Raw genomic sequence first — 15992 nt, 5'->3', positions numbered from 1 at the left:
ACCACTGTCCATCGTGGACGGTCTGCGGGCGTTGCTCGCGAGCGACGACCCGGAGCCGTCCGCGGTGTTCTGGGCGACGGCGGCGAAGGCCGCGCTGCGGCTGGTCGCCGCGGGACGGCTGCTGCCGGGGGTCACCGAGGCCGGGCACGACGCCTGGCGCGTCGGCCCCCTCCAGCCGGCGGACGCCGCGTGGCTGCGGGACCTGGCCGCCGCGATGCCCGCCGATGACCGGGCGCCGGGGCCGTTGCTGCGGGCGTTCCTCGACGCCGTCGCCGACACGCTGCCCCGCACGCCCGCCGCGGCGAAGGCCGCCGGGACGAAGTTGTTCGCCGCGGTCGCGCCCCAGCGCGCCGACGCCGTGCGCGACTGGGCGGACGAGCTGGCCGCGGGCCTCGACTCGGGCATCCGGGTGTCGTTGCGCGTCGAGGCCCCCGACGGCTTCGACGCCGGCCGCTACCGGGCCGTGGTCCAGGTGCACAGCCTCGCCGATCCCGGGCAGATCGCCGACGCGGCGGAGCTGTGGGAGACGGGCCGGTTCGGGCCGCGGGCCCGCATCGACGTCGTGCTGGCGTTGCGGCGGGGTGCGCAGGTGTGGCCGGCGCTGAGCCCGCTGCTGACCTCGGCCGTCCCGGACGAGCTGGCGCTCGCGGGGGACGACCTCACCGAGCTGGTCGCGGCCGCGGCCCCCCGGCTGACGGCGGCCGGCATCGATGTGCACTGGCCCGCCGAGCTGGCCGGTTCGCTCACCGCGCGGGCCGTCGTGGCCGCCGGGGACGCACCGGGTGACCTGCCGTCGTTCTTCGGCGGCGGCCGGGCCCTGGCCTTCGACTGGCAGCTCGCGCTCGGTGACGAGGTCCTGACAGAGGCCGAACTGGACGCCCTCGCCGAGGCGCGGCGTCCGGTGGTGCGGCTGCGCGACCGCTGGGTACTGATCGACCCGGCGTTCGCGGCGAAGGCCCGCGAGCGGACGCTCAAGCCGCTGACCCCGGTCGACGCGCTCGGCGCCGTGCTGAGCGGCACCACCGAGATCGACGGCGAGCACGTCGAGGTCGTCACCGAAGGCTGGCTGGCCGACCTGCGGGAACGCCTGGCCGCGCCACCGGAACCGCCGGTGCCGCCGTCCGGGCTGGCCGCGTCGCTGCGGGACTACCAGCTGCGCGGGCTGCAGTGGCTGGCCACGGTCACCGAGCTGGGGCTCGGCGGGTGTCTCGCCGACGACATGGGCCTGGGCAAGACGGTCACGCTGATCGCGCTGCACCTGCACCGGGCGGCCGGCCCGACGCTGGTGGTGTGCCCGGCGTCGCTGCTGGGCAACTGGGAACGCGAGATCCGGCGGTTCGCCCCGGGCGTGCCGGTGCGGCGCTTCCACGGCGCGGCCCGCTCGCTCGACGACATCGAGGACATCGACGGGTTTATCCTGACGACCTACGGGACGCTGCGGACCGATCCCGCGCCGCTGGCCGGTGTGCGGTGGGGGCTGCTGGTCGCCGACGAGGCCCAGCACGTCAAGAACCACCGCTCGAGCACGGCGAAGGCGTTGCGGCTGGTGCCGGCGTCGGCGCGGGTGGCGTTGACCGGCACGCCGGTGGAGAACACGCTTTCGGAGCTGTGGGCGATCCTCGACTGGACGACGCCGGGGCTGCTGGGGTCGCTCTCGGAGTTCCGGGCGCGCTGGGCGAAGCCGATCGAGGCGGGTGACCCGGTGACCGCGGAGCGGCTCGGTAGGTTGCTGCGGCCGTTCCTGTTGCGGCGTCGCAAGTCCGACCCGGGGATCGCGCCGGAGCTGCCCGCGAAGACCGAGACGGACCGGCCGGTGGCGCTCAGCCCGGAGCAGGTGGCGCTGTACGAGGCGGTCGTGCGGGAGATGATGGCCGACATCGCCGCGAGCGACGGGATGGCGCGGCGCGGGCGGATCGTGAAGCTGCTGACCGCGTTGAAGCAGATCTGCAACCACCCGGCGCAGTACCTCAAGGCACCCGGCGGGCGCTCCGGGAAGCTGGAGCTGCTCGACGAGCTGCTGGACACCATCCTCGCCGAAGGCGGCGCGGTGCTGGTGTTCACCCAGTACGTCGCGATGGCCCGGCTGCTGGAGCAGCACCTGGCCACCCGCGGGATCGGCACGCAGCTGCTGCACGGCGGTACGCCCGTGCCGCGGCGCGAGGAGCTGGTGGCGCGCTTCCAGGACGGCGCGGTGCCGGTGTTCCTGCTGTCGCTCAAGGCGGCGGGCACCGGGCTGAACCTGACGCGCGCCGATCACGTCGTGCACTTCGATCGCTGGTGGAACCCCGCCGTCGAAGACCAGGCGACCGACCGGGCGTACCGGATCGGGCAGACCCGGCCGGTGCAGGTGCACCGGCTCGTCGCCGAGGGCACGGTCGAGGACCGGATCGCGGCGATGCTGCGGGAGAAGCGGGTCCTGGCCGACGCGGTGCTGGCCGGGGGCGAGGCCGCGCTGACCGAACTGTCCGACACCGAGCTCGCGGAGCTCGTCGAACTGAGGAGCCGCGGATGAACGACGACCGCGTGCGGGGCTTCCCCGCGTTCGGGACGACCGGGACGCGCGGGCGGTTCGCGACGTCGTGGTGGGGCCGGGCCTGGGTGAGCGCGATGGAGGACACCGCGCTGGACCTGCGGCAGCTCAAGCAGGGCCGCCGATACGCCGCGGCCGGGCTGGTCGGGCCGATCACGGTGAGCCCGGGCCGGATCGCGGCCGTGGTCGATGACGTGGACGGCGGCCCGTACCGCACCCAGCTCACGCTGGCGGAACTGTCCGACGGGGACTGGGTGCGCTTCCTCGACCGGGTGGCCTCGCGTGCCGGGCACCTGGCGGCGTTGCTGGACCGGGACATGCCGCCGGACCTGGTGGCGGCGGCCGACGACGCCGGCGTCCACCTGCTGCCGGTGATCGGCGACCTCGACCCGGAGTGCGACTGCCCGGGCTGGGAGCTGCCGTGCAAGCACGCGGCGGCGTTGTCGTTCCAGGCGTCGTGGCTGCTGGACGCGGACCCGTTCGTGCTGCTGCTGATGCGCGGCATGGGCGAGCGGGAGATCCGGGAGGAGCTGGAGAGCCGGACCACGCCCCGCGAAGACGTCTCCGCCGACGTCGACCGGACGCCGGGAGAGCTGCCCGACCTGGCGGAGTTCCGGCCCGCGGGGGCGCCGTCGATCCCGGCGGCGCCCGGGGTGCCCGCCGAGGCGTTCGCGCTGCTGGTGGCCAACGCCGCGACGCAGGCCGGCGCGGTGCTGGCGGGGGAGCCGTGGCCCGGCCGCCGGCAGGACACCGTCCGGCTGGCCGCGCAGTTCCCGGCCACACGGCTGGGTGACGGCCCGGAGTTCGAGCGGGCGGTGGCGGCGTGGACGCACGGCGGCCGTGCCGGGCTCGAAGTCCTCGACACGACGTGGACGCCGCCGAAGCCGGTGCTCGCGGCCGCGCGGGCCGCGCTCGCCGACGTCGACCCGGTGTTCGAGCGCAACCACTGCACGCTCGGAGACACGCAGCTGCGCCTGGACCACCAGGGCCGGTGGCACCCCTACCGCCGCGAAGACGACGTGTGGTGGCCCGCCGGCCCGCCGGAGACCGACCCCGGTCTGCTGCTGGTCTGAAAAGCGCCGTAATTCCCGGTATCCAGCGCGAACCTCGCTGTCTCCTGTCCTGTGACGGCGGCTTCCGCCGGGCCACTGGGGGTGCGGGCGCGCGGGCTCCTCCCGCGCGCCCGCCCGGTCCGCTTTTGTCGGTGCCCGGCGCTAGCGTGCGCGGCATGGACCTCGCCGCCGATCTGCACCGCTACCTCCAGGACTCGCGGAACAGCCTGCTCGCGTCGCTGGACGGGCTGAGCGAGTACGACGTCCGCCGCCCCATGACGCCGACGGCGACCAACCTGCTGGGCCTGGTCAAGCACCTGGCCGGCGTCGAGTTCGGGTATCTCGGCGACAGCGTCGGCCGCCCCACTCCGGACCCGCTGCCGTGGGTCGAAGACGCGTCGATCTGGGACAGCGCGGACATGTGGGCCACGGCCGGGCAGACCCGCGAGGAGCTGGTCACCCTCTACCGCCGGGCGTGGCAGCACTCCGACGAGTCGATCGCCCAGCTTCCCCTGGACGCCCCGGCGTCGGTTTCGTGGTGGCCGGAAGAGCGCCGGCGGACGACGTTCGGCTCCCTGCTGGTGCGCGTCGTGGCCGAGACCGCGCAGCACGCCGGCCACGCGGACATCATCCGGGAGACGATCGACGGCCGTCCGGGCGCCGACCACGACGTCGCCGGCGACGCGGACTGGTGGACCCGCCACCTCACCCGCGTCCAGGAGGCCGCCGACCAGCACGCCCACCCGAGGTCGTGAGTGGTTAGGGCGGTTCTAACCGCCCTAACCACTCACGACCGGGGTGACCGCGTAGTCCTTGACCGTCATCGAGTCGTGCATCCGCACGCCGCCGGTGTTGAGCTTCGCGATCGCCCGGGTCAGCCCGGCCGGCAACGCCGACACCAGCTGCCCGCCACGCGCGAGCGCCCAGACCCCGGCGCGCGAACCCGGGATCAGGCTCCGGGCCGCGCCGAGCGCGAAGGCCCGGCTTTTGCGGACCAGGTCGCCCATCTCCCGTTCGTAGGCGGCGAACGCCCGCGTGTGGTCACCACCCGCCGCGGCCAGCTCGCCGGCCAGGACGTACGCGCCGAGCACGGCGAGGCTGGTGCTGCCGCCGACGGCCGGGCCCGGGCAGTACCCGGCGTCGCCGACCAGGGTGACGCGGTCCCGGGACCAGGTGTCGCGCTGCAGCTGCGTGATCGAGTCGAAGTAGAACGTGCGCTCGCCGGCCAGCTCGGCCAGCCAGCCGTCGACCTGCGGATGCATCCCGGCGAAAGCTTCCCGGAGCAGTAGCTTCTGCCGCGCGACGTCGCGGTGGTGGTAGTCGAGCGGCTCGTCGCGGCGGAAGAGGAACACCGCGCGGGCCTCGTCCATGTGCCGGGCGCTGTAGATCGCCGCGGTGCGCCCGGCGCCGAGGTGGGCGACGGTCTCACCGTCGAGGCCGAGGGTGCCGGGCAGGGACAGGACGGCGAGGTAGGCGCCGATGAACCGGGTCTGCCCGGCTTCCTCGCCGAAGATCAGGCGGCGCACGTTCGAGTGCAGGCCGTCGGCGCCGACGACGACGTCGAACGTCCGGGGCGCGGCGTGTTCGAAGGTCACCGAACCGTCGGGGGAGATGGCGGTGATCGAGTCGCCGAACAGGTACTCGACGTCGTCGCGGCCGGCGTCGTAGTAGATCTCGCTGAGGTCGTCGCGCATGACTTCGACGTGCCGGTCGGAGGTGGCCTGGAAGAGCTTCGCCAGGTCCACCCGGGTCGGCCGGCGCGCGCCTTCGCGGTGCAGCGTCATCCGCGTGGTGCCGGTGGCCAGGGCCTCGACCCGCGGCAGCACGCCCATCCGTTCGGTGATGTCCATGGCCGGGCGGAAGAGGTCGACGGCGTGGCCGCCGGTCTTGCGCAGCGCCGGCGCGCGTTCGACGACGGTGACGTCGAAGCCGTACCTGGTGAGCCAATAGGCCAGCACCGGACCCGCGATAACCCTCCTCCGACACCAAGCAGCGCATCCTGGCCACCGCACGCGACCTGTTCACCCAGCAGGGCGTCCAGCGCACCAGCCTCCAGGACATCGCCGACGTCCTCGGCATCACCAAACCCGCGCTGTACTACCACTTCCAGTCCCGCGAAGACCTGGTCCGCAGCATCGTCCAGCCCCTGCTCGACGACGGCGAGAAGTTCCTGGTCGAGCAGGAAGCCCGGGGCGACGCGCCGGTGCGGGAGCTCATCGAGGGGTTCTTCGACTTCAACTACCGGCACCGCGAAGACGTCATCATGCTGCTCACCGAGACGCCGACCCTGGCCGACCTCGGGCTCATCGACAAGGCCCTGGCCTGGCGCACCCGGCTCACCGAGCTGATCAGCGGCCCCGAACCCACCCTCGAACAGGCCGCCCGCGCGATCCTCGCCCTCGGCGGTCTGCAGGACGTCTGCATGCAGTTCCCCGACGCCCCCGTCGACGAACTGAAGGCCGCGGCGGTCACCGCGGCCCTCGACGCCCTCGGCCGCTAGCGGACCGCGGCACGCTCGATGATCGCGCCCGTGTCGACGCCGGCCGGCAGCGTGCCGAACGCGATGCCCCAGTCACCGCCGAAACGTGACGCGCAGAACGCGTCCGCGACCGCCGGGTCGCCGTGGCGCACCAGCAGCGAACCCTGCAGCACCAGCGCCAGCGACTCCACCAGCCGCCGCGCCCGGTACTCGATCCCGTCCAGGTCGGTCAGCTCCTTGCGCACCCGGTCGACGGCGTCGTCCAGCCGCGCGTCACCCCCGGCGGCCAGCTCGACCTCCTCGAAGAACGCCGCTACCGACTCCGGCTGCCGGCCCATCGCCCGCAGCGCGTCCAGCGCCGCGACGTTGCCCGAGCCCTCCCAGATCGACATCAGCGGCGCCTCGCGGTAGAGCCGCGGCATGCCGGACTCCTCCACGTACCCGTTGCCACCGAAGCACTCCAGCGCCTCCGCCGCGTGCGCCGGCGCCCGCTTGCACACCCAGTACTTCGACACGGCCAGCCCGAGCCGCCGGAACGCCTGCTCCCGCGGGTCGCCGGGCCGGTCGCCCGCGGCCGCGAGCCGCATCGCCACCGTCGTCGCCGCTTCGGACTCCAGCACCAGGTCGGCCAGCACGTTCGCCATCAGCGGCTGGTCGACCAGCGCCCTGCCGAACGCGTAGCGGTGGGTGGCGTGGTGCACCGCGCGCACCGCGCCCAGCCGCATCCCCGACGCGCTGCCGAGCGCGCAGTCGAGGCGGGTGTTGTTGACCATCTCGATGATCGTGCGGACCCCGCGGCCCTCTTCGCCGACGAGCCAGCCGACGGCGTGGTCGTACTCGATCTCCGACGACGCGTTCGACCGGTTGCCCAGCTTGTCCTTCAGCCGCTGCAGCCGGATCGGGTTGAGCGAGCCGTCGGGCAGGACGCGGGGGAGCAGGAAGCACGACAGCCCGCCCGGCGCCTGCGCCAGCGTCAGGAACATGTCGGACATCGGTGCGGAGGTGAACCACTTGTGCCCGACGAGGGTGTAACTGCCGTCCGCGGACGGCGTCGCCGTGGTCGTGTTCGCGCGGACGTCCGAGCCGCCCTGCTTCTCCGTCATCGACATGCCCGCGATCAGGCCGCGCTTGGACGTCGGCTCCCGCAGCCCGAAGTCGTACTCGGTCGCCGCCAGCAGCGGCTCGTACCGCGCCGCCAGCTCCGGGTTCGCCCGCAGCGCCGGGATCGCGGCGTAGGTCATCGAGATCGGGCAGCTGTGCCCGGCCTCGACCTGGCCCCAGACGAAGAACTTCGCCGCCCGCGCCGCGTGCGCGCCTTCCCGCGGGTCACGCCACGGCGTCCCGTGCAGCCCGTGCTCGACCGCGACGGTCATCAGGTCGTGCCAGTGCGGGTGGAACTCGACCTCGTCGATCCGGTGGCCGTAACGGTCGTGGGTGCGCAGCACCGGCTCGTGCTCGTTGACCAGCCGACCCCAGTCCTGGGCCAGCTCGCTGCCGGCCAGCCGGCCCAGCTCGTGCACCTCGGCCGCGGCCCAGCCCGCCCCGGCCCGCTCGAGGCCGTCCAGCAGCGCCGGGTCGGCGGCGACGTCGTGGCCGTTGAGCGGCGGGACCTGGTTGACGACGTCATGCGTGGCGGGCATCGGAACCTCCTAGAGCGCGAAGGACGAACGCGCGCAGAGCGCCGACGTCCTGTTCGTTTCCACTGGTCAACGGGCCGATCAAGACCTCGGCGGCAGCCCCCACGAGCGCGGCCGCAGTGATCCGGCCGTCCTGCGGCGGCAGCGAGCCGTCCCGCACGCCGGCGGCGACGTGCTCGGCGACGACGTCGGTGAACGCACGGCGGAACTCGAGCCGTTCGGCGTCGATGAGCGCGTCGACCGGCTCGGCGAGCAGGGCATAAGCCTGCCGGGGAGCCTTGAGGGCGCGCTGGGCGAACGTCTCGAACACGGCCAGGACCCGCTCGGCGGGCTCGTCCAGCCCCGCCGACGCCGCCCGGACCGCCTCGACCTCCCGCGTCACGACCTGCCGGAACACGTGCACGACCAGGTCGGCCTTGGTGGGGAAGTGGCGGTACACACTGCCGACGGCCACCCCGGCCCGCTCGGCGACCGCGGCGACGGAGCAGCCGCTGTGGCCGCGCTCGGCCAGCTGGCGCGTCGCGGCGGAGACGATCGTCTCGCGCTGCGCGTCGAGGCGTTCCTGCACCTTCGGGGTACGGCGGTAGGGCACGTCAAGAAGTGAAGCACTGATTCATTGCTTCAGTCAACGCTCCAAGAGAGCCTGCGCGCCCCGGATCTCCGCCTCGACGTCGGCTCGCAGCTTGCGCCGCAGCATCGGCTCGAGCAGCGGGCGCAGGGGAGCGGCGAACCCGAACACGATCCGCCGCGTCACCCGGACCCCGCCGTCGACCGGCACACAGGAGAAGGACGCCTCGAACGTCGACACCCGGCGCGCCAGCCGGTTCTCCGGCCGGTCGGGGAGCACGACGTCGACGCCTTCGCTACTTCCCGGTGATCACACCCACCGCGATCCCCAGGATCGCCGTGTTGTAGACGAACGACACCACGCTGTGCGTCAGCACCGTGTACCGGATCGGCCGCGCCCGCACCTCCACATCGGACGTCGCGAACGACGTCCCCACCGTGAACGCGAAATACGCGAAGTCCAGCAAATTGGGCCGCTCCGTCGCCGGGAACCGCAACCCCGGCTCCGGCGCGGCCTGGTAGTGCAGGTGCGCATAACGGTCCGCGTACCCGAAGTGCAGCAGGATCCACGCCGCCAGCACCGCCGGCACCGCACTGATCTGCAGCACCGACGCCATCTCGTCGTCCTCGTCGGCGATCGCGTTCGCCACCAGGATCAACCCACCCGCCGTCATCCCGACCACACTCACCACCAGCGTCGCCGCGAAGTTCCACCGACGCCCCAGGAGACTGTGCAACCACGACGGCTCCACCTCGTCACCCACCAGCCGGTACCGCCGGATCCGCACCCACCGCGACACGATCGCCACCAGCGCGAACACGTCCCACGCCAGCAGGAACACCACGTCCAGCCCGGTGTTCGGCGCGATCAACCACCCCAGCCCCAGCAACACCAGCAGGAACTCCGCGCACCGGTACCAGACCCTCCGCAGCCACCGCATCGCGCGAAACTAACGGCCCCACGCCCCGACGGCACCCGGGATCACCTGGTCAGGTGGCCCGGGGGACCAGCGCGACCAGATACCGGCAGGGGAGCGACCCCGGGTTCTCGAACACCCGATCCGGCGCGGACCCCAGCTGCAGGCAGTCCCCGGCGTCCAGCTCGTGCACCTCAGCGCCCTCCCGCATCCGCAGGTGCCCGGCCAGCACCCAGATCTGCTGGTGCAAGAACGTGCTCGCCCGCAACGGCACCGCCGCACCCACCGGCAGCTCGATCTCCACCAGCTCCAACGGCCGCCCGGACGCGGGGGAGACCGACCGGCGCCGGTACCCGGAATCCGGATCCACCCACACCGGCTGCTCCGCCGCCCGCACCAACCGCCGCTCGTCACCCTCGGCCCGCGCGATCAGCTCCGTCAACGTCATCCCCAGCGCGGACGACAGCTTCGCCAGCAACGCCGCCGTCGGCTGGACGTCACCCCGCTCGATCTTCCCGATCATCGCCCGGGACACCCCGGAATCCTCGGCCAGCACGGCGACGGACAAGCCTCGGGACGTCCGCGCCGCGTGCACGGTCGCCGCCAGCCGAAGAGTCAGGGGATCGGTCATCACTTGATACTATACGACTCAGTATGGCTACCATAGGAGCCATGAAGGTTCGAGACGCCACACCGGACGACGCAGCCGCCTGCGCCGCCATCTACGCGCCGTACGTCACCGACACGGTGATCTCCTTCGAAACCGAACCACCCGACACCGAAGAAATGACCCGCCGCATCGCCGGCGCGCACGCCTGGCTCGTCCTCGAGGAGGATGGACAGGTACTGGGGTTCGCCTACGCCGGCCCGTTCGCCAAGCGCGCCGCGTACCGGTGGTCGTGCGAGACGAGCATCTACCTGGAACCAGGCCGACGCCGCACGGGCGCCGGGCGCGCGTTGTACGAGGCGTTGTTCAGCAGACTGCGGGAACGCGGATACCGGCGGGCGTTCGCCGGGATGGCGATGCCGAACGACGCGAGCGCCGGGCTGCACCGCGCACTGGGGTTCGAGCCCGCGGGCGTCTACCGCAAGGTGGGCTGGAAGCACGGAGCCTGGCGTGACGTCGCCTGGGTCCAGAAGGACCTCTCGGACGACGAGGGAGCGCCAGATCCCGGTTACTTGACATAATGTACATTATCGGCACTAGAGCAGTGCCTGCGGCGGACACCCAAGAGGGGCGAAAGAAGCCGAACTCGGCGGGGGTTCTTCGTCAGGACGGCTTCTCCTGAGAGAACGGCCGGGAGTGAAGCGACAGCGTCGTCGTACGGAGTCTCCTGAGCCTCAGGGGTGCCCAGGGAGGGTTCCTTGGGACCGCGAGAGACATCCCCTGGAGCCGCGGATCCGGTGTCCCGTCACCCGACCGTAAAACGTCACGGTGACGAAACTAGAGTACGCAATGTTAGGCCGAACGCACGTCGTCGGGACTTGACGGGCTCATCGGGAGCCATCTTCCGGGTCCGCCCTCGGCCAGCTTCAGGCCTGGACGCCTTCAAGCGACAGTCGAACATGTGTGCGTATGCCCCGCGGTGTGTCAGATGAGCCGTCAGAGGGCCTCGAAGGCCGTCAGGCGAGATCCGGGGTCCCCCGGGAGCGGATTCCTGTCGATTCCGACATTTCATGCATAATTGCCATTATGCATGAAATCGGACGGGACCCGGTGAGCGGAATTGTCGGTGCCGTACGGTACAAGATCCACCATGAAGGTTTCCGAGGCCCAGCAAGCCTTCTTCGCCGCCCGCCGGCCGCGCAAGGACTCGCCGCACACCACTGACGCCTACCGCCGGGATCTGGCCGGGATCACCACTCTCCTGGTCTCGGAGCTCGGCCGCCCCGCCGAGGACCTGGCGGTCGCCGACCTCACCGGGCAGGCGCTGCGCTCGGTGTTCGGGGTGTTCGCGGACGGGCACGCGAAGAGCTCGGTGCTGCGGGCCTGGTCGACGTGGAACCAGTTCCTGACGTTCTGCGTGGCGGACGGGCTGCTGGCGGGCAACCCGATGGGGGCGGTGGCGCGGCCGCGGACGCCGGCGTTGACGCCGAAGCCGTTGCGGGGTGAGGAAACCCCGGAGCAGCTCCTGTCTGCGGCGGCCGCCGGTTCGCGGCGGGCGCGGGACCCGTGGCCGGAGCGGGACGTGCTGGTGATCGCGCTGGGGCTGGTGGCGGGGTTGCGGGCGGCGGAGATGCGGGCGCTGACGCCGCGGTCGCTGGTCGGGCGCGCCGGTGAGCTGCGGTTGCACGTGAAGGGGAAGGGCAGCCGGGATCGGTCGATCCCGGTGCAGCCGGTGCTGGCGGAGCTGATCGAGCGATACCGGGAGTCGTGCCGGGTGCGGTTCCCGGGGGTGCGGTCCTCCCCTGGTTCGCCGTTGCTGGTGGACCGAGCGGGCGAGCCGATCGGCCGGGGCGCGCTGGAGTACCTGGTGAAGTCGTGTTACCGGGGCGCGGGTCTGCACGACCGGGTGCCGGTGGGCGCGAACCTGCACGCGTTGCGGCACACGTTCGCGACGCGCTTGGCGGAGGATGGCGCGACGGCATCGGAGATCATGGCGCTGCTGGGTCACGCGAGCTTGGCGACGAGCCAGAACTACATCGAGGCGACAGGCCGAGAGCAACGCGCGGCGGCGGCGAGCAACCGCACGTACCGCGCCCTGGACGGCTTGAGCTGACGGCGGCTCAGGCAGTTTCTGCGGGTGGGGGCTGTCGAGCCAGCCTGGTCAGCTGGGTTCTGCGGACTGTGGGGCATCAACGGCGCGCACGGGCCAGTCGCGCAGGCAGCGCGAACGGCCCGTTCGCGCGTTATCGGGCACGAACGGGCCACTCGCACCACGGTGGGGGCCGCGCTCCATGCATGCCTGGAGCAGACAGCGCCTGGCCGACTGTCCCCCGTCAGCTTTTCTCCCGTCAGCTTCCCGATGGGCGGTCGGGAGTTCCATGTGCGACCGCGCCGGGCAGGGCGTGCCGCTCGGCTCTCTTGAGAGGCACCTCACGGGAGTGGTCTTCGTGTGCGTTACCCCAGCACTCGCTCCCCTGGCCAGTCCGTGCCATACCCCCCCCCCCGGTGCGCGGGCGACTCTATCTCGCACGAGAGGCCCATTCACGCCAAGCTGTGTGTGCGAATGGACCGCTCGTGCGCCACATCAGACGCGAACGGGCCATTTGTGCCATGCCCCGAGGACGCGAACGGCCCTCTCGCGCTTGGGCCGGTGCACGAGCGGCCCGTTGGCTCCCTGTCGCACGCGCGAACGGGCCAGTCGCGCCGACCCAGCGCGAGAGGGCCACTCGCGCTCTGCCCCTACGCGCCAAAGGGCCAGTCGTGACTGCCGTGCACGTGTCCCCTTGAGCGTTGCTCACACGCGAACGGTCACTCGCGCTCGGCTCGGCGCGGGAGAGGGCCAGTCATGCACGTGTCCGCTTGAGCGCTACCTCACACAAACAGCCACTCGCGCACTTGCCGCCGTGGGTCAGCGGAGTTGTTCGAGGTCCTTGGCTGCGCGGGCGATGTCGGCGGCGAGGCCGCGCAGCTCCCCGGCGTCGGCTCCGTCGTCCGCCGCGGTGACGATGTCCTCGGCGGCGCAGCGGAGCTGGAACAGACGGTCCTGCAGTGCGGCGATCTCCGTGTCGGAGAGCACGACCGCGTCTTCGGGGAGGCCGCTGCGTTGCAGGGCGGTCCGGCGTTCGTAGGCGCGCTGGCGGCAGGACTGGCCGCAGTAGCGTCGGCGGCGGCCGACGTTGCCGCCTTCGGGGAGGCGTCGGCCACACCAGCCGCAGTGCTTCGGGGCGCCGCGGCGGGCCGGGGCCAGGTCGTCCACGGGTGGCTGGGCTAGTTCGGCGGCTTCCCTCACCCGGGAGACCCTAGCTGGCCATCGTCTGCTCATGCCGGGGTCATGGCGGAAGTGCACACTTGGGGGATGCGCGCGTCTTTCCCGTACCTGGCCGATCCGCTCCCCCGTGCTTTCGCGCACCGTGGCTGGCACCTCGACGAGCTGGCGGGGCTGGAGAACTCGCTGCCGGCGTTCCAGCGGGCGTTCGCGGAGGGGTACCGGTACATCGAGACGGACGTGCACGCGACGGCGGACGGTGTGGTGGTGGTGCACCACGACACGCACCTGGACCGGACGACGGACGGGTCGGGGGCGATCGCGTCGCAGACGTGGGCGCAGCTGAAGAACGTGAAGGTCGGGGGCGAGGTCGCGCTGTCACGGCTGGAGGACGTGCTGGAGGAGCTGCCGGAGGCGCGGTTCAACGTCGACGTGAAGGTCGATCAGGCCGTGGAGCCGTTCGTGGACGTGCTGGAGCGGACGGGTGCGCGGGACCGGGTGGCGGCGGCGTCCTTCTCGGACGCGCGGCTGGCGCGGTTGCGGAAGCTGGCGGGGCCGGAGCTGGTGACGGCGGTCGGGCCGCGGTCGGTGCTGGCCCTGTGGGCGCGCGGGAAGCTGCCGTTGCTGCCGCTGGGCGGGTTGGTGCTGGGGGTGATGGCGCAGGTGCCGGTGCGGCAGGGGGCGTTGCGGGTGGTGGACAAGTCGTTCGTGTCGATGGCGGGGCGGTCCGGGATCGAGGTGCACACGTGGACGATCGACGATCCGGCGGAGATGCGGACGTTGCTGGACCTCGGGGTGCACGGGATCGTGACGGACCGGCCGGACCTGCTGCGTGAGGTGCTGATCGAGCGGGGCACCTGGCAGCAGGCGTGACGGGAATTTTGTCCACCTGTTCGCCGGAGTGACCGGTTCGCGCCGGTCTCGCTAGCGTGGGTTTCCGCCCGGTTCCGGGCTTCCTTGGGGAGGGAATCCATGCGAAGACGTGCTGTTGTGCTGTTCTGCGCCGTGCTGGCGTTGCTGGGTCTGGTCGCTGTGCCGGGTGAGGCGGCGGGGCCGCCGCCGAATTCGGAGCCTTACACGGCTCCGGTGGATCAGCCGTTGTCGCTGGACGAGTGTCATGTGGACACGCGGCACGGCTATTACGTGAAGAGCGCCTTCGGGGCGTGCTGGTTCACGGAGCTGAAGTTCGCGCACTACGCGTGCCCGGAGCCGGCGTGCGGGGTGGACGGGACGGCGTCGGCGTACGTGTTCTCGACGCTGAACGTGCTGAAGGACTCGCGGCGGGTGGCGATGGCGCACCGGCTGGTGAACTGGCGGACGGACAACGTGGCGGACACGGCGCGGTTCGGGGTGTCGATCCTGTGCGGGCCGCCGACGGGTGGCGCCGGGTTCTGTGACCGGTCGGTCGTGCCGGTGGTGAAGAGCATCGCGGAGTGGAAGGCGGCGCCCGACGTCACGGAGGTGTTCTCCCTGGACGGCGAGGACCCGCCGGCCACGGGGGCGTCGGCGGCGGTGGCCGCGGAGAAGCGGACGTCCTACACCGTGTCGTCGCGGCTGGTGGCGGAGACGGACGGCCGGTTCACGCTGACCGGGTCGTCGATGGGGACGGGTGTGCGGTGCGACGTGGCGCGGCAGCTGGATCCGGCGTACGTGCGGGGTGCGGACTGCGTGCTGCGGACGTGGTTCACGCCGATGTTCGACTTCTCGGCGGCCGAGCTGCCGATCGCGGAGACGGGGCGGTTCGTGCGGGACGTCGCACCGGCCGGGCGGTACGCGGGTTATCCGGGGACGTCGGGTGGGTCGGCCGGGTTCACCGGGCCGCAGAACCGGTTGTTCTACGACGTCGCGGCGCGTGAGGCGCACCGGGTGGCGGCGGAGGCGCGGTGTGCGAGTACGTGGGGGCCGTTCTGGAACCGGCACTCGGGTGGGCTGACCAACGTGTGCGGTGCTTATCCGGTCGACGAGAGCGTGCAGGGTGCTTCGGCGACGTCGTCGTTCACGGTGCGGCCGGTGCTGGACACCGACCACGCGGAGTTCCAGCGGCGGTTCACCCGGTTCCTGGCGGAGAACCACGTGCTGGACGGGGACGGGTACTACTTCTATCCCCTGCCGTGACGTCGGGGCCGGGCCGGGGCTGCTCCCCCGGCCCGGCGCCGGCGTCAGCGGGGTGGTTTGCCGTTCCAGGCGGCGTCCCAGGTCTTGGGGCCGAGGAGGCCGGAGTCCTTGATGCCGTTGGCGCGCTGGAGGGCGAGGACGGCTTCCTTGGTCTTCTCGAGGTAGCAGCCGGTGCCGGTGAAGCCGTAGCCGAAGGCGTTCATGCGGAGCTGGAACGTCTTGAGCGGGGCGGCGCAGTCGCCGTAGGCGTAGACGACGCCGGGCCAGGCGGGTTTGCCGCTCGGGGGTGGCGGGGTGGGTGCGGGGGCCGGTCCGCCGCCACCGATGTAGGCGGAGTCGGCGTAGCTGGGGACGCGCTTGCTGCGGGCGTCGCCGTCGCCGGAGAGCTTGAGCATGCCGGCGCACTGCCAGGGCTGCCAGCCGCGCATCCGGTAGAGGTAGAGGGCGCGGTAGTCCTGTTCGTGGGCGGCGGCCTGGTCGGGGCGGCCGGCGCCGCCGACGCTGCGCCAGGTGGGGAGGTCGAACTGGTAGGCGCCGTAGTAGCCGTTGCCGGTGTTGGTGGCGTAGCGGCCGCTCGACTCGCACATGCGCAGCTTGGCCCAGGCGCTCGACGCGGGGTCCGCGGAGGCGATGGCGGGGACGGTCAGCTGCAGACCCAAAGCGGCGGAGGCGAGAAGCAGGATTCTCGCCACGGTGCGTCGGCGGTTGTGGATCATGCGAGCACAGTAAGAGGGTGCCCCTTTGACCACAAGAGACACACTGCTCGCACGAGTCTCACACGAAACACCGTTCACGCCGCCGAGCGACACGCCGTGACGCGTCG

Annotated in this window: 16 protein-coding genes and 1 pseudogene; 9 read left to right on the top strand and 8 right to left on the bottom strand. The window is 72.1% G+C overall.

Annotated elements, in window-relative coordinates:
• Positions 1 to 13: 13 nt before the first annotated feature.
• From OG570_RS35535 to OG570_RS35525, 3 genes are all read left to right on the top strand, one after another.
• Positions 14 to 2512, top strand: a complete 2499-nt coding sequence (locus tag OG570_RS35535) for a DEAD/DEAH box helicase (protein WP_442788344.1) — start codon at positions 14 to 16, stop codon at positions 2510 to 2512.
• Positions 2509 to 3603 (top strand): SWIM zinc finger family protein, encoded by a 1095-nt coding sequence (locus OG570_RS35530; RefSeq protein WP_326953279.1) that lies wholly within the window; start codon positions 2509 to 2511, stop codon positions 3601 to 3603. Before OG570_RS35535 ends, OG570_RS35530 begins: the two co-directional genes overlap by 4 nt.
• Before the next feature lie 155 nt (positions 3604 to 3758).
• Positions 3759 to 4337, top strand: a complete 579-nt coding sequence (locus tag OG570_RS35525; protein ID WP_326953278.1) for a DinB family protein — start codon at positions 3759 to 3761, stop codon at positions 4335 to 4337.
• Between the two features lie 24 nt (positions 4338 to 4361).
• On the opposite strand, the gene OG570_RS35520 is transcribed toward OG570_RS35525, so the two are convergent.
• On the bottom strand, positions 4362 to 5540 hold the full coding sequence (locus OG570_RS35520; RefSeq protein WP_326953277.1) for an FAD-dependent monooxygenase: 1179 nt from the start codon (positions 5538 to 5540) through the stop codon (positions 4362 to 4364).
• Between the two features lie 38 nt (positions 5541 to 5578).
• On the opposite strand from OG570_RS35520, the pseudogene OG570_RS35515 reads away from it, so the two are divergent.
• Both OG570_RS35515 and OG570_RS35510 read left to right on the top strand, forming a co-directional pair.
• Positions 5579 to 5704, top strand: a pseudogene (locus OG570_RS35515) (helix-turn-helix domain-containing protein); the annotation flags it as partial.
• A gap of 81 nt (positions 5705 to 5785) precedes the next feature.
• Complete coding sequence (locus OG570_RS35510) at positions 5786 to 6082, top strand: hypothetical protein (protein ID WP_326953276.1); 297 nt, start codon at positions 5786 to 5788, stop codon at positions 6080 to 6082.
• Here the strand turns inward: OG570_RS35510 and OG570_RS35505 are convergent.
• Genes OG570_RS35505 through OG570_RS35485 form a run of 5 tightly spaced genes read right to left on the bottom strand, consistent with a single transcriptional unit; the run spans position 6079 to position 9813 of the window.
• Complete coding sequence (locus OG570_RS35505) at positions 6079 to 7701, bottom strand: acyl-CoA dehydrogenase family protein (RefSeq protein ID WP_326953275.1); 1623 nt, start codon at positions 7699 to 7701, stop codon at positions 6079 to 6081. The genes OG570_RS35510 and OG570_RS35505 overlap by 4 nt on opposite strands.
• A complete protein-coding gene (locus OG570_RS35500; RefSeq protein WP_326953274.1) occupies positions 7685 to 8290 on the bottom strand; it encodes a TetR/AcrR family transcriptional regulator in 606 nt (201 codons plus the stop codon). Before OG570_RS35500 ends, OG570_RS35505 begins: the two co-directional genes overlap by 17 nt.
• A gap of 33 nt (positions 8291 to 8323) precedes the next feature.
• Entirely contained in the window at positions 8324 to 8545 is a 222-nt protein-coding gene (locus OG570_RS35495) for a hypothetical protein (protein WP_326953273.1), read from the bottom strand.
• A gap of 16 nt (positions 8546 to 8561) precedes the next feature.
• Positions 8562 to 9206: a DUF1345 domain-containing protein gene (locus tag OG570_RS35490; protein WP_326953272.1), complete on the bottom strand. Its 645-nt coding sequence runs from the start codon at positions 9204 to 9206 to the stop codon at positions 8562 to 8564.
• 49 nt (positions 9207 to 9255) lie between these two features.
• Positions 9256 to 9813, bottom strand: a complete 558-nt coding sequence (locus tag OG570_RS35485; RefSeq protein ID WP_326953271.1) for a helix-turn-helix domain-containing protein — start codon at positions 9811 to 9813, stop codon at positions 9256 to 9258.
• A gap of 41 nt (positions 9814 to 9854) precedes the next feature.
• Between OG570_RS35485 and OG570_RS35480 the strand changes: the two genes are divergently transcribed.
• Together OG570_RS35480 and OG570_RS35475 are read left to right on the top strand one after the other, a co-directional pair.
• Positions 9855 to 10370, top strand: coding sequence for a GNAT family N-acetyltransferase (locus tag OG570_RS35480; RefSeq protein WP_247051815.1), 516 nt, complete (start codon positions 9855 to 9857; stop codon positions 10368 to 10370).
• A gap of 569 nt (positions 10371 to 10939) precedes the next feature.
• Entirely contained in the window at positions 10940 to 11902 is a 963-nt protein-coding gene (locus OG570_RS35475) for a tyrosine-type recombinase/integrase (protein ID WP_247051816.1), read from the top strand.
• Positions 11903 to 12697: 795 nt separating this feature from the next.
• On the opposite strand, the gene OG570_RS35470 is transcribed toward OG570_RS35475, so the two are convergent.
• Complete coding sequence (locus OG570_RS35470; RefSeq protein WP_326949640.1) at positions 12698 to 13078, bottom strand: hypothetical protein; 381 nt, start codon at positions 13076 to 13078, stop codon at positions 12698 to 12700.
• A gap of 66 nt (positions 13079 to 13144) precedes the next feature.
• Between OG570_RS35470 and OG570_RS35465 the strand changes: the two genes are divergently transcribed.
• Positions 13145 to 13927 (top strand): glycerophosphodiester phosphodiesterase, encoded by a 783-nt coding sequence (locus tag OG570_RS35465; protein WP_326949641.1) that lies wholly within the window; start codon positions 13145 to 13147, stop codon positions 13925 to 13927.
• A 99-nt stretch (positions 13928 to 14026) separates the two neighbouring features.
• Positions 14027 to 15169, top strand: a complete 1143-nt coding sequence (locus OG570_RS35460; protein ID WP_326953270.1) for a hypothetical protein — start codon at positions 14027 to 14029, stop codon at positions 15167 to 15169.
• Positions 15170 to 15213: 44 nt separating this feature from the next.
• Here the strand turns inward: OG570_RS35460 and OG570_RS35455 are convergent, their stop codons facing one another.
• Positions 15214 to 15885, bottom strand: a complete 672-nt coding sequence (locus OG570_RS35455) for a transglycosylase family protein (RefSeq protein WP_326949643.1) — start codon at positions 15883 to 15885, stop codon at positions 15214 to 15216.
• Positions 15886 to 15992 lie beyond the last annotated feature (107 nt).

The organism is Amycolatopsis sp. NBC_01286, assembly GCF_035982555.1.
Classification (GTDB): domain Bacteria; phylum Actinomycetota; class Actinomycetes; order Mycobacteriales; family Pseudonocardiaceae; genus Amycolatopsis.
The sequence above is the reverse complement of the archived record's forward strand: the minus strand, read 5'-3'. Positions and strand labels throughout refer to the sequence as shown.

Excerpts from the sequence above, each read along its gene's own strand:
- OG570_RS35530 (WP_326953279.1), top strand. The coding sequence starts at position 2,509 with ATGAACGACGACCGCGTGCGGGGCTTCCCCGCGTTCGGGACGACCGGG.
- OG570_RS35525 (WP_326953278.1), top strand. The coding sequence starts at position 3,759 with ATGGACCTCGCCGCCGATCTGCACCGCTACCTCCAGGACTCGCGGAAC.
- OG570_RS35505 (WP_326953275.1), bottom strand. The coding sequence starts at position 7,701 with ATGCCCGCCACGCATGACGTCGTCAACCAGGTCCCGCCGCTCAACGGC.
- OG570_RS35490 (WP_326953272.1), bottom strand. The coding sequence starts at position 9,206 with ATGCGGTGGCTGCGGAGGGTCTGGTACCGGTGCGCGGAGTTCCTGCTG.
- OG570_RS35485 (WP_326953271.1), bottom strand. The coding sequence starts at position 9,813 with ATGACCGATCCCCTGACTCTTCGGCTGGCGGCGACCGTGCACGCGGCG.
- OG570_RS35480 (WP_247051815.1), top strand. The coding sequence starts at position 9,855 with ATGAAGGTTCGAGACGCCACACCGGACGACGCAGCCGCCTGCGCCGCC.
- OG570_RS35475 (WP_247051816.1), top strand. The coding sequence starts at position 10,940 with ATGAAGGTTTCCGAGGCCCAGCAAGCCTTCTTCGCCGCCCGCCGGCCG.
- OG570_RS35465 (WP_326949641.1), top strand. The coding sequence starts at position 13,145 with ATGCGCGCGTCTTTCCCGTACCTGGCCGATCCGCTCCCCCGTGCTTTC.
- OG570_RS35460 (WP_326953270.1), top strand. The coding sequence starts at position 14,027 with ATGCGAAGACGTGCTGTTGTGCTGTTCTGCGCCGTGCTGGCGTTGCTG.
- OG570_RS35455 (WP_326949643.1), bottom strand. The coding sequence starts at position 15,885 with ATGATCCACAACCGCCGACGCACCGTGGCGAGAATCCTGCTTCTCGCC.